11 protein-coding genes are annotated in these 13,152 nt (G+C 71.6%); all 11 read left to right on the forward strand.

The window, feature by feature from the left end; genetic code table 11:
* The first annotated feature begins 66 nt into the window (after positions 1-66).
* Complete coding sequence (locus tag AB0C03_RS18255; protein ID WP_280940615.1) at positions 67-522, forward strand: Fur family transcriptional regulator; 456 nt, start codon at positions 67-69, stop codon at positions 520-522.
* The gene (gene katG / locus AB0C03_RS18260; protein WP_357637942.1) at positions 519-2,795 is read left to right on the forward strand and encodes a catalase/peroxidase HPI; all 2,277 of its coding nucleotides are present in this window, start codon (positions 519-521) and stop codon (positions 2,793-2,795) included. Before AB0C03_RS18255 ends, katG begins: the two co-directional genes overlap by 4 nt.
* Before the next feature lie 141 nt (positions 2,796-2,936).
* The gene (locus AB0C03_RS18265; protein ID WP_210859486.1) at positions 2,937-3,206 is read left to right on the forward strand and encodes a metal-sensitive transcriptional regulator; all 270 of its coding nucleotides are present in this window, start codon (positions 2,937-2,939) and stop codon (positions 3,204-3,206) included.
* Between the two features lie 194 nt (positions 3,207-3,400).
* On the forward strand, positions 3,401-4,801 hold the full coding sequence (locus AB0C03_RS18270) for an MBL fold metallo-hydrolase (RefSeq protein ID WP_030337682.1): 1,401 nt from the start codon (positions 3,401-3,403) through the stop codon (positions 4,799-4,801).
* A gap of 92 nt (positions 4,802-4,893) precedes the next feature.
* Positions 4,894-5,493: a rhodanese-like domain-containing protein gene (locus tag AB0C03_RS18275; RefSeq protein ID WP_030337681.1), complete on the forward strand. Its 600-nt coding sequence runs from the start codon at positions 4,894-4,896 to the stop codon at positions 5,491-5,493.
* Entirely contained in the window at positions 5,490-6,368 is an 879-nt protein-coding gene (locus AB0C03_RS18280; RefSeq protein ID WP_357637947.1) for a sulfite exporter TauE/SafE family protein, read from the forward strand. The genes AB0C03_RS18275 and AB0C03_RS18280 overlap by 4 nt, the downstream gene beginning before the upstream one ends.
* 231 nt (positions 6,369-6,599) lie before the next feature.
* The gene (locus AB0C03_RS18285; RefSeq protein WP_156057993.1) at positions 6,600-7,916 is read left to right on the forward strand and encodes a glycosyltransferase family 4 protein; all 1,317 of its coding nucleotides are present in this window, start codon (positions 6,600-6,602) and stop codon (positions 7,914-7,916) included.
* A 179-nt stretch (positions 7,917-8,095) separates the two neighbouring features.
* On the forward strand, positions 8,096-9,553 hold the full coding sequence (locus AB0C03_RS18290; RefSeq protein WP_156057990.1) for an O-antigen ligase family protein: 1,458 nt from the start codon (positions 8,096-8,098) through the stop codon (positions 9,551-9,553).
* Between the two features lie 24 nt (positions 9,554-9,577).
* The gene (locus tag AB0C03_RS18295; protein WP_357637950.1) at positions 9,578-10,585 is read left to right on the forward strand and encodes a Wzz/FepE/Etk N-terminal domain-containing protein; all 1,008 of its coding nucleotides are present in this window, start codon (positions 9,578-9,580) and stop codon (positions 10,583-10,585) included.
* Between the two features lie 31 nt (positions 10,586-10,616).
* Positions 10,617-12,212, forward strand: coding sequence for an oligosaccharide flippase family protein (locus tag AB0C03_RS18300; RefSeq protein WP_357637953.1), 1,596 nt, complete (start codon positions 10,617-10,619; stop codon positions 12,210-12,212).
* Entirely contained in the window at positions 12,209-13,075 is an 867-nt protein-coding gene (locus AB0C03_RS18305) for a sulfotransferase family protein (protein ID WP_357637956.1), read from the forward strand. The genes AB0C03_RS18300 and AB0C03_RS18305 overlap by 4 nt, the downstream gene beginning before the upstream one ends.
* The last annotated feature ends 77 nt before the right edge of the window (positions 13,076-13,152 follow it).

The raw sequence follows: 13,152 nt of genomic DNA on the forward strand, positions 1-13,152 counted from the left end.
CTTGGGGTACCTCGGGTCGGCCCAAAACTTGATTCGTTCCAAAAAAGTGAGCTAGTGTTCGTACCCGTGATGTCCGACTTCGAGGCGCAGCTGCGGGCCGTCTCGTTGCGCGTGACCCGGCCCCGGTTGGCGGTGCTCGCGGCGCTGCGCGACCACCCGCACATCGGCACCGAGGCGGTGATCTCGCTGGTCCGGGCGGGTCACCCCACGGTCTCCCACCAGGCGGTGTACGACGTGCTGCGCGTGCTCACCGACGCCGGGCTGGTGCGGCGCATCCAGCCCGCCGGGGCGACCGCCCGCTACGAGTCCCGGGTCGCGGACAATCACCACCATGTCGTGTGCCGCTCCTGCGGCACCATCGCCGACGTCGACTGCGCCGTCGGTCACGCCCCCTGTCTCACCGCCTCGGGCGACCACGGTTTCGTGGTCGACGAGGCGGAGGTCGTCTACTGGGGCACCTGCCCCGACTGCGCGACCGACCGCACGCCCCAGAGATCCGCAAGCTCGGAAGGAAGCACATGAGCGACACCCAGGAGAACCGCCCCACCAGTGCGCAGGGCGTGGACCAGAAGGCAGCGGCCGGCTGCCCGGTCGCGCACGACTCGGTGACCGCGCACGGCAGCGAGAGTGAGAACCCGGCGATCGACTCGCCGACCCCGAAGACCGGTGGTCGTCCGCGCACCAACCGGGACTGGTGGCCCAACCAGCTCGACCTCTCGGTGCTGCACGCCCACTCGAACAAGGGCAACCCGCTGGGCGAGAACTTCAGCTACGCCAAGGAGTTCGCGAAGCTCGACGTCGAGGCGCTCAAGCGCGACATCACCGACGTTCTCACCACCTCGCAGGACTGGTGGCCGGCCGACTTCGGCCACTACGGCGGCCTGATGATCCGGATGAGCTGGCACGCCGCCGGCACGTACCGCATCGAGGACGGCCGGGGCGGCGCCGGTGACGGTGGTCAGCGGTTCGCGCCGCTGAACAGCTGGCCGGACAACGCCAACCTGGACAAGGCCCGCCGGCTGCTCTGGCCGGTCAAGCAGAAGTACGGCCAGAAGATCTCCTGGGCCGACCTGCTCGTGCTCGCCGGCAACGTGGCCCTGGAGTCGATGGGCTTCAAGACCTTCGGCTTCGGCTTCGGTCGCGAGGACGTCTGGGAGCCCGAGGAGATCTTCTGGGGTCCGGAGGACACCTGGCTGGGCGACGAGCGCTACGCCTCCGAGAAGGAGATGGCGGCCGGCGTCGGCTCGACCGAGATGGGCCTCATCTACGTCAACCCGGAGGGCCCGCGCGGTAACGCCGACCCGGCCGCGGCGGCGCACTTCATCCGCGAGACCTTCCGCCGGATGGCGATGAACGACGAGGAGACCGTCGCCCTCATCGCCGGTGGTCACACCTTCGGCAAGACCCACGGCGCCGGCGTCGCCGACAACCACGTGGGCCCGGAGCCCGAGGGCGCCCCGCTGGAGGCGCAGGGCCTGGGCTGGCTGAGCACCCACGGCAGCGGCAAGGGCCGCGACACGATCACCAGTGGTCTCGAGGTGACGTGGACCGACGTACCGACGCAGTGGAGCAACCGCTTCTTCGAGATCCTCTTCGGCTACGAGTGGGAGCTGACCACCAGCCCCGGTGGCGCGAAGCAGTGGGTCGCCAAGGACGCCGAGGCGATCATCCCGGACCCGTTCGACCCGGCGAAGAAGTACAAGCCGACGATGCTCACGACCGACCTGTCGCTGCGCGTCGACCCGGCGTACGAGAAGATCTCCCGCCGTTTCCTGGAGAACCCCGACGAGTTCGCGCTGGCCTTCGCCAAGGCGTGGTACAAGCTGCTGCACCGCGACATGGGCCCGATCGAGCGCTTCCTCGGGCCGTGGGTGGCCGAGCCGCAGCTGTGGCAGGACCCGGTGCCGGCCGTCGACCACGAGCTGGTGGGTGACGCCGACATCGCCGCGCTCAAGGCGAAGGTTCTGGAGTCCGGGCTCACGATCGACCAGTTGGTCTCCACCGCCTGGGCCTCCGCCGCGAGCTTCCGCTACACGGACAAGCGCGGCGGCGCCAACGGGGCGCGCATCCGCCTGGAGCCGCAGCGCAACTGGGAGGTCAACCAGCCCGAGCAGCTGGCGACTGTCCTGACCGCCCTTGAGGGCATCCAGCAGGAGTTCAACGCGGCCGGCGGGGCGAAGATCTCGCTCGCCGACCTGATCGTGCTGGCCGGTTCGGCCGCTGTGGAGAAGGCGGCGCGGGACGCCGGCGTCGAGGTGACTGTGCCGTTCCGGCCGGGCCGCACCGACGCGACCCAGGAGCAGACCGACGTCGAGTCCTTCAAGGTCATGGAGCCGCGTGCCGACGGGTTCCGCAACTACCTGCGTGCCGGCGAGAAGACCCAGCCGGAGGTGCTGCTCGTCGACCGCGCCTACATGCTCAACCTCACCGCGCCGGAGATGACCGTCCTCATCGGCGGTCTGCGTTCCCTCGGCGCCAACGTCGGCGGCAGCCGGCACGGTGTGCTCACCGACCGGCCGGGCGTGCTCACCAACGACTTCTTCGCCAACCTGCTCTCGCCGGGCACCCGGTGGAGCGCGTCGAAGTCCGAGGAGCACGTGTACGAGATCCGCGACCTGGCCACCGACGAGCTGAAGTGGACCGCCACCGCGGTCGACCTCATCTTCGGGTCCAACTCGCAGCTGCGCGCCCTCGCCGAGGTCTACGCCAGCCAGGACGCCCGCGACAAGTTCGTGGCCGACTTCGTGACCGCCTGGACCAAGGTCATGGAGCTGGACCGGTTCGATCTCGCCTGACAGGGAGCACCGAGAGCCCCGGCCGATCCGCTGTGATCGGCCGGGGCTCTTTCGGCATATGACACCCGATATGGCCGTTTTCTCGGCTACTGTTGGCAGGGTGGGTACCCCCGGGGGTATGGTTGCCTCCAGGAGGTGCCGATGAAGCTTCGACCGGAGATGACCTCGGATGCGCTGACCCGGCTCAAGCGGGCGCGTGGGCAGCTCAACGCGGTTATCGAGATGATGGAAAACGGTCAGGATTGCCGCGAGACGCTGACCCAGCTGGCGGCGGTGTCGAAGGCGATCGACCGCGCGGGTTTCAAGATCATCGCGTCGGGCATGCGGCACTGTGGGGCCGCGCGTGACCGTGGCGAGGAGCCGGAGATGACCGAGGAGGAGCTCGAGAAGCTCTTCCTGGCTCTCGCCTGAGGCGTTCCCGGGTCCGCCCTCTCGGGGGCGGGCCCGGACCGTCCCGTCGAGGTGTGGCGCGGCGGGCTCATCGTGCCCGAGGGTCCGCCGCGCCGACTGGCAATGGTGTGGGGCGGGTAACAGCGTGGGTGAAGAACCAGGCAGCAGTGTGTCGTCCACATACCCCCCGGGGTATCCGGAAAGGAGCGCAGGACATGTCAGTTGAGGTTTCCGTCGTCGCCACGTCCGCCCTCGGCGATCGCAGCTACCTGGCCTCGGACGGGCAGGTCGCGATCGTGGTCGACCCCCAGCGCGACATCGACCGGATCATGTACCTGGCGGGGGAGAAGGGCGTGCGGATCACCCACGTCCTGGAGACGCACCTGCACAACGACTACGTTTCCGGCGGGCTGGAACTCGCGCGGATCACCGGCGCGCACTACCTGGTGGCAGGGGCCGACGAGGTCGGCTTCGCGCGGACGTCGGTCGCCGACGGCGACCAGGTGAGCGTCTCCGACTCCCTGCGCCTGCGGGTGATCGGCACGCCGGGCCACACCTTCCACCACCTGTCGTACGTCCTGGACGTGGCCACCGACGGCGGCTGGGAGGCAACCGGCGTCTTCACCGGCGGGTCGCTGCTGTTCGGCACGACGGGCCGTACCGACCTGCTGGGCCAGCAGCACGCCCACGAGTTGGCCCAGCAGCAGCACGCCTCGGCGAAACGGCTGGCGGATCTGCTGCCCGAGGGTGCGCAGGTGTGGCCCACGCACGGGTTCGGCAGCTTCTGTTCGGCCAGTCAGGCCGACGCTCCAGAGTCGACCATCGGCCGGGAGAAGGAGAAGAACCCCGTCCTGCGCCTGGCCGCTGACGACTTCGTCACCGAGACCCTCGCCGGCCTCGACGCCTACCCCGCGTACTACGCCCACATGGGGGTGGCCAACGCCGCCGGCCCGGCCCCGGTCGACCTCACGCCGGTGACCCGCGCCGACGCCGCCGAACTACGCGAGCGGATGACAGCAGGGGAGTGGGTGGTGGACCTGCGCCACCGCAAGGCGTACGCCGCCTCGCACCTGGCCGGCACTGTCAGTCTCGGTCTGGACGGTCCGATGGCCACCTGGCTCGGTTGGCTGATCGAGTGGGGGGTGCCGATCACCCTGCTCGCCGAGACACCGCAGCAGGTCGCCGACGCCCAACGTGAACTGGTCCGCATCGGTATCGACCGTCCCGCCGCGCAGGCCACCGGCGACGCCACGCGCTGGGCGACTGACCCCGGTCAGCTGCGCGAGCTGCGGATGGCGGACTTCGGGGCCCTCGCGGCGGCGCGGAAGGGCCAGATCCCGGCCGGTCTGCCCGGCGCGGACGTGATCCTCGACGTGCGGATGACCAACGAGTGGCGGGCCGGCCACATTGACGGCGCCGCGCACATCCCGCTGCCCGACCTGCCCCGGCGGCTGGCCGACGTCCCGACGGGCACCGTCTGGGTGCACTGCGGCTCGGGCTACCGGGCCACCGTCGCCGCCTCTCTCCTGACGAACGCCGGCCGCGAGGTGGTCGTGGTCGACGACGCGTTCGGGCACGCCCGGACCGCCGGCCTGGACCTGGTCACCGCTGCCTGACCGGAACAGTCCGCACCACCGGCCGACGCCACCGCCGCCGGCCGGCTTCCCCTGCCGTGACAGCTGACACCCCATCCAAGAAAGCGGAGTAAGTGAGTACTTCCGAGACCGCGCGCCCTGCCACGCTCGACGCCACCGGCCTTCGCGAACTGATCGAATCCGGTCATGCGCCCCGGGTGCTGGACGTGCGTACCCCGGCGGAGTTCGAGACGGCGCACATCCCCGGCTCCTACAACGTGCCGCTCGACCTGCTCAAGGAGCACCGCCGGGAGTTGCGCGACCAGCTGGACGAGGACGTCGTTCTGGTCTGCCGCTCCGGTGCCCGCGCCCGCCAGGCCCAGCAGGCCCTGGCGGGGGTCGGCCTGCCCAACCTGACGGTGCTGGACGGCGGCATCATGTCCTGGCAGGCGGCCGACGCGCCGGTCACGCGGGGCGTGCCCCGCTGGGACCTCGAACGTCAGGTCCGCCTGGTGGCCGGCTCGATCGTGCTGGTCAGCATTCTCGCCTCGGTGTTCGTGCCGCAGCTCAAGTGGGTGGCCGGGGCCATCGGCGCCGGCTTGACCGTCGCTGCCGTCACCAACACCTGCGCCATGGGGATGTTGCTCGGCAAGCTGCCCTACAACCGGGGTGCCAGCCGCGACCTCGACACCGTCATGGGCCAGCTGCGTGGGAGCCCCGTGGAGCGGGCATGACCGCCACAGTGGCGCTGACCGTCGGGCTGGCCGTGCTGATCGGGGTCAGCCTCGGGCTGTTGGGCGGGGGCGGCTCGATCCTCGCCGTACCGCTGCTGGTCTACGTCGCCGATCTGCCCGCGAAGGAGGCCATCGCGACGTCGCTGCTCGTCGTCGGCGCCACCAGCCTGGTGGGCGTCATCCCGCACGTCCGCGCCCACCGGGTGCGCTGGCGCACCGGCCTGATCTTCGGTCTCGCCGGCATGACCGGCGCCTACGCCGGTGGTCGCCTGGCCGGGCTCATCCCCGCCGGAATCCTGCTCACCGGGTTCGCGGTGATGATGCTGGCCACCGCGGTGGCGATGATCCGTGGCCGACGCGAGGCCGCCGGCACCGTGGTGCCACACGAGCTGCCGGTGCCACGGGTGATCCTCGACGGTGTGGTGGTCGGCCTGGTGACCGGCCTGGTCGGCGCGGGCGGCGGCTTCCTGGTGGTGCCCGCCCTGGCGCTGCTCGGTGGCCTGCCGATGCCGGTAGCGGTCGGCACCTCGCTGGTGGTCATCGCCATGAAGTCGTTCGCCGGCCTGGCCGGCTATCTGGCCGGAGTGGACATCAACTGGGGCCCCGCGGCAGCGGTCACCGTCGCTGCCGTCGCCGGCAGCCTGGCAGGTGGACGACTCACCGAGCGGATCCCGGCGGACATCCTGCGCAAGGCGTTCGGCTGGTTCGTGGTGGTGATGGGCGTCTTCGTCCTCGGTCAGCAACTGCCCGACGACCTGCGGACCAGGCCGCTGCTCTGGGCCGGCGTCGGCGTCGCCGCCGCGATCACCGTGACGCTGACCGTCCTGCACACCAGGAGAGCGTCCGAACCGAGCGGATCGTCGCCCCGCCACTGACACCCGGCCGCCTGGCGCGCGCGGTGGGACGCAAGCCGTTGCGGCTGTTCATCCGCTGGTCGACCTGGTTTGACAGCCGTCCGCGTAGATGTCATCCGGATGGCATGTCACGAGCCACGAATCCCACCGATGATTTTTTGTCTGGATGATCGGCTGGCGGACGGGCCCGTTCATGGCAAGGTGTTGATCTGCCCGGGCGCGGGCGCGCACCTAGTCACGCAGGGAGTCATCGTGGCCCACCCCGACCTGCAGACCGACAATGTGGACCAGGGCACCGGACATTCTGCGATTCCCCGCCAGCGGGGCGAGGGTGTCGCGGCGCGGCAGGCGCTCGACGCGTGGGCCGCCGGACGGGACAGCGCCGCAGCGGGCGCGAGCTGGCGTCCGCTGCGGATCGCGATGATCGGCCAGAAGGGGATGCCGGCGACCTACGGCGGGATCGAACGGCACGTGGAGGAGATGGCCAGCCGGCTCGCCGGCTACGGGCACGAGGTCACCGTCTACTGCCGCCGCAGCTACGGCGAGACACCCGCCGACGGCTACCGGGGGGTGCGGCTGCGCCAGACCCACACGATCGCGAGCAAGCACCTCGACGCCATCGTGCACGCGGCGACCTCGACCATGGCGGCGATGACCGCGCGGCCCGACATCGTGCACTACCACGGGCTCGGGCCGGCCCTGGTCGCCCCGCTCCCGCGCGCCCTGTCCCGGGCGCGGGTGGTGCTGACAGTGCACGGACTGGACAACCAGCGGGGCAAGTGGGGGCTCGCCGCCCGGGCGGTGCTGGGCAGCGCCCACTGGTTCAGCGGGTACGTCCCGCACCAGCGGGTGGCCGTCTCCCAGGGGCTCGCCGCCCACTACAGCACCCGGTTCGGCAGCCCGACGACCTACATCCCGAACGGCGTGAACCCGGCCCGAACGGCACGGACCCGGCAGATCCAGGACCGGTTCGGGCTGACCCCCGGCGGCTACCTGCTGCTGGTCGGGCGGCTGGTGCCGGAGAAGGCGGCCGACCTGCTGATCCGGGCCTTCCGGCGCACCGAGACCCCGATGCGCCTGGCGATCGTCGGCGGGTCGTCGTTCACCGACGACTTCGTGGACCGGCTGCGCCGTGAAGCCGGGGCGGACGACCGGATCGTCTTCACCGGGTTCGCCTACGGCGACCTGCTCGCCGAGCTGTACTCCGGTGCGGCCGGATTCGTCCAACCGTCCCGGCTGGAAGGGCTGCCGTTGACGTTGCTGGAGGCTGCCGCGTACGGGCTGCCGATCGTCGCGAGCGACATCGCGCCGCACGTCGAGGTGCTGAGCGCCGACGCCGCCGGAGGGCGGTTGTTCCGCGACGGCGACGAGGACGACCTGTTCCGGGCGCTGACGTCGCTGCTCGCCGACCTGCCGGGCGAACGGGCCGGTGCCGTGGCACTGGGCGAGCGGGTCACCGGCAGGTACAGCTGGGACACCGCCGCCCGCGAGTTGGAGCAGCTCTACCTTCGCCTGGCACCGGAGCCGGGACGACGGGGCAGGGCACGACGCGCGGCGGCCGCCGACTGACCGGGCGGTGTTCGCCGGGGGAGCGGGGGTCAACCCGGCGGAGGACGCAACAGTCGGCGCAACGGCCCCTTCTACCGTCGAGGGGACAGGGCTAGATTGAACCGATCTTGTGCCGGGAGGACATCGGTTGGCCGCGCCCGGCAGCGGCCGGGCAGCGCCGATTCAGTTCAGTGGGATCAGTGGAACAACACACGCAGCAGGTCACTCCGCTCATGACCAGGCGGCTCGACCCGACCCGCCTCCTCACCGGCGGCGCGGCGCTGGCCGCCGCGGTCGTGGCGGTAATCGCCGGTGTCTCCATGGCGGCCGGTGACCGTCGGGGCATGGTGCTGCCACTCGCGGTGGTAGCGGGGATCGCGGTGGCCGTGCTCGCGCTGACCCGGTTCGCCGGGTACGTGCTGCTGATGCTCGCGGTGCGTTCCTGCGTGGACCTGTTCAAGCTGACCGGACCGAGCGCCGGCCAGGCCAACTCCGCCGGAACGGCCCGGGCGGCGGACCCCTCCACACTGCTCGCGGTGCTGTTCCTCCTCGCCGCCGGGCTCTGGCTGGCCGCACAGCTCAGCCGGCACGGGCGGCTGCGCGGTTCCCCGCTGAGCTGGGCGATGCTGCTCGTCGGTGCCAGCAGCGTGGTCAGCGCCCTCGGTGCCAGCCGACCGGCGAACAGCCTGTTGGAGGCGCTGCGCATCCTCACCGTGGTGGTGATGTTCGTGGTGCTGGAACAGCTCATGCCGGACACTGCGGCGATCCGTCGGGTCCTGCTCGCCTGCTACGCCTCACTGGTGCTGGCGTTGGGCTACACCGTCGTCCTGTCGCTGCTGGGCAACCCGCCGGCCGAGGTGAAGGGCGACTTCACCCGGATCAGCGGCACGTTCAGCCAGTCGACCACGTTCGGCCGGTACCTGATGTTCATGGTGATCTTCGGGTTCGCCGTGTACCGCTTCCTGGACCGTCGACTGCGGGCGTCCCTCGGCGTGCTGCTCGCGCTCTCGCTGCTGTTCCTGCTGCTCACCAACACCCGAAGCGCCCTGCTCGGCGCGGCGATCGGCCTGATCGTGGTCGCGGTGCTGCATCGCAGCAAGCGGATGCTGGTCACCCTCTGCGTGGTGGCGGTCGCCGGGGTGGCACTGGTGCCCGCCGTCGGCGAACGGTTCGCCCAACTCGGCGTGTCCCGCGCGGTCGGTGGCGACCCGACCGGAAACACCCTGCAGTGGCGGATCAGCTACTGGACCGAGATCGTCACGCTGGCCGACCGGAATCCGGTGACCGGCATCGGACCGAACATGACCCAGCGCGAGACCGACGAGGCGAAGAAGCCGCACAACGACTTCCTGCGGGCGTACGTGGAGACCGGGTTGCTGGGTCTCGGGGCGTACCTGCTGATGCTGTTCGCCTTTCTGTACACCGCCCGGACCGCGCTGCGGCGGGCCCCTCCGGGCAGCTTCGAGCGTGGCGTCGCGGTCGGGTTCACCGGCTGCGCCGCCGCCTTCGTGGCGGTCAGCGCCGCCTCCAACGTGATATCCAACGTGGTCACCCTCTGGTACTTCGTCGCGTTCGCCGCGGCGGCCAGTGTGATCGCCCGCCAACCGGCTCCGCACCTGACCGGCGAGCAGCCACGACGCACGTCCGTCCCGGTTTGACTGAACGACAGCATTGGGGAAAAAGTGGAGATCGTCGACTACCTGCGGGTCGCCCGGCGGCGCCTCTGGGTACTCGTGGGGGTGCCGGTACTCGCCACCGGGGCCGCGGCCGCCATCGTCCTGCTCGCGCCACAGCAGTTCAGCGGAACCGCGTACGTGGCGGCGCCGGCCCTGGTGGGTGGCACGGCCGGGACGCAGTACACCGGTACGCAGGCGGCGAGCCAGTTCGTCGCGGCGTTCGGCGCGGCGGTCACCTCACCCCGGGTCCTCGCCGACGTGGCCGCTGACACCGGGGTGCCGCCGGAGCGGCTGCGCGACGGGCTCGCCATCAGCCAGGTCGGCGCGAGCAGCCAGTTGGAGGTGACGTACACCGCCGGTGACCGGGCGACCGTCGCGCCGGTGCTGACCGCCACCACCACCCGGGCGCTGGCGTTCCTCTTCTCCTCCCAGGTCGGCATCGCCACCGGTGAGGTCGAGGCGGCCAACGCCGATGTCACAGCGGCGACCAGGGCGATCGGCGAGTGGGAGAAGGCGAACAAGGTCTCCCAGCCGGACCGGATCTACCAGGCGACGCTGGGCGAGCTGACCAGCCTGCGCCAGCAGCAGCTCTCCATGCAGGCGGTCGGCAACGGCCGTGGCGTCGACGCGGCGACGAGCGCGATCACCGCCGCCCAGAAGAAGCTCGACGAGCTGGGGCCGAAACTCCCCGACTACCAGGCGCTGCTCGCCCAACGGGACGCGGCGACCAACGCGCTGTCCCAGGCGCGGGAGGGGTTGCAGGCGGCGCGGGCGCAGGCCCAGGCCGCCGACCCGAAGCAGGTGACCAGCATCGGCGAGGCGCACGAGGTGAGCCGGCTGACCGAGCTGGTGCGTACCGCCCTGCCGGTGGGCGGTGCGGGTCTGCTGCTCGGCGTGCTGCTGGTGGGCGTACTCGAACTGCTCTCGCGGGGCCGAGCCGCCACCCACCCGGCGGCCGCGAGCACCGCGGCCCCCGCGCTGCCGGCGGAGACCGTGACCGCGGCACGGCCGTGACCATCGGAGAACGGGCCGCCGGGTGCGCGAGGTGACCGGCCGGCCGCCGGCCGCGCCGGATGCCGGCGACCAGCAGGTACGCGGTATGGCCCGCGGCGGTGTGCTGAACCTGGCCAGCGCCGTGCTCAGCCAGGTGGCGCTCTTCCTGGTCATGCTGTTGCTGGCCCGGGCCCTGGGGGTACCCGAACTCGGCCGGTATGCCCAGGTCTACGCGGTGTTGTCGCTGCTGGGGTTGCTCTCGCTCTCCGGTTTCCGGGCCGGGCTGACCCGGTTCGTGGCGGTGCATCTCGCCGACGACGAGCCGGCTGCCCTGCGGGGCGCGATCCGGCTCGGGATCGGCATCTCGGCGGCCGCGTCCACGGTGATCGCCCTTGGTCTGGCGGTCGGCGCGCCGTGGCTCGCCGACGCCCTGCACGACCCGCAGCTCACCACCGGGCTACGGCTGGTGGCGCTGTGCCTGCCCGCCTCGACGGTGTGCGAGGCAGCGCTCGCCGCCACCCGGGGCTGGCGCACCCAACGGGCCTACGCGCTGATCGGCCAGGTCTACGAGCCGGCCGCCCGATTGGCGCTCACCGCGTTGGCGCTCGCCCTCGGGGCGGGCCTGACCGGCGCGTTCTGGGCGCTGGTGGCGGCGAGCTGGAGCGCCGCCGCGTTCGCTCTCGTGGCGCTCGCCCGGATGCTGCGCCGGGTGCCCGTCGCCCGGCCCGCGTACCGGCCGGGGGAGTTGTTCCGGTTCTCCACCGTCAGCTGGGTCTCCTCGCTGTCGTCCACCGGGCTGATCTGGGTGGACGCGTTGCTGCTCGGCTTCTTCGACTACGGTGCCGACGCGATCGGTGTCTACCACGTGGCGACCCGGCTGGTCACCATCGCGGTGTTCGTGCTGGCACCGGTCAACGCCTCGTTCGGTCCGCACCTGGCGCACCTCTACCACCAGGGTCGACTGGACGAGGTGCGCCGCATCTACCGGGTCGCCACCGGTTGGGTGCTGCGGCTGTCGCTGCCGGCCTTCGTGGCGTTACTGGTCTTCCCGGAGCAGTTGCTGCGGCTGGTCGGCGGGCCGGGCCTGGCCGGCGGCGCGGCGGTCACCGTGGTGCTGGCGCTCGGTCAGCTGGTCAACGCCGCGACCGGGCCCTGCGGGACGTTGCTGAACATGTCCGGCCGGGTCTCGGTGAACATGATGGACAACCTCGCCGCCCTGCTGCTCAACGTTCTGCTCAACCTCTGGCTCATCCCGGCGTACGGCATTCTCGGCGCGGCGGTGGCCTGGGCGGTGTCGCTGGCGGCGGTGAACGTCGCCCGGGTCTGGCAGGTGCGAGCGCAGGTGCACACGGTGCCGGTGACGGCGGGCATGGTCAAGGGCCTGGTCGCCGCGCTGGTCGCGATGGGTGTGGGGTTCGGTGTGCGCTGGCTGGTCGAGGGGTGGACCGCGCAACTCGTTGTCGGCCTCGCCGCGATCATGGTGGCGTACCTGGCCGTGGTGTTCGCCCTCGGGCTCAGTCGGGAGGACGTCATGGTGCTGCGCGCGGTGACCCGCCGAGGCGGTCGACGTGCCGCCGCCGACCCCGCCGAACCGGCCGACGGGGTGGGTGCCGCTGCGGGTGCCGGCCAGCGCGGGGCGCGCTCGTGAGCGGCGGCGCACGGCGTCAGGTCACCGACCGGCTGCGTCGGGGGGTGCGCACGGCACGGGCCTGGGGACGGGCGGCGCGACCGGGGGAGCCGGGACCGCTGCCGGACTTCCTGGTGATCGGCGCGCAGCGCTGCGGCACCACGTCGCTGTACCACCACCTCGCCGCGCATCCCCGGGTCCGGGTGCCCACCGGCAAGGAGTTGCAGTACTTCAGCGTCCACCACGCTCGGGGGGCGCGGTGGTACCGGGGGCACTTCCCGCGCCTCGCCCCGGGGGAGCGCACGTTCGAGGCGAGCCCCTACTACCTGTTCCATCCGAGCGTGCCGGCCCGGGTCGCGGCGGCCCTGCCGCAGGCCCGCTTCGTCGTCCTGCTGCGCGACCCGGTGCAGCGGGCCTACTCGCACTACCTGCACACCCGCTCGTACGGCGCGGAGCCGCTCTCCTTCGCCGACGCGTTGGACGCCGAGGAGGAGCGGCTGGCGACGGCGACGCGGCGCGGCCCGGACAGCCCGGCCGCGCACCGGGCGTTGCGTAACCACTCGTACGCTGCTCGGGGCCGCTACGCCGAGCAGTTGGACCGGTGGTTCGCGCACGTCCCCCGGGAGCGGATCCACGTCGCCCGCACCGAAGACCTGCACGCCGACCCGGCCGGCACGTACGGCGAGATCGTGCGCTTCCTCGGCCTGCCGGCCTTCACCCCGGAGGCGTTCACCCGGCACACCCGCCGGGTCGACCCGGGCGTCTCCGAGCTGACCCCGGCCCTGCGGGAGCGCCTGAGCGAGCAGTTCGCGCCGCACAACGCGCGCCTGGCCGCCCTGTTGGGCTGGTCCGACCCCTGGCTTGGACTAGGGCCTGTTTCATAAGAACTGGCCGGCCTGCGGCGGGCCCGGACGACGACCGGCGGCGTTGCGGTTTCGTCCGGATACGACACCGGTATCCG

It is taken from the genome of Micromonospora parva, from assembly GCF_040649675.1.
Lineage (GTDB): Bacteria > Actinomycetota > Actinomycetes > Mycobacteriales > Micromonosporaceae > Micromonospora > Micromonospora parva.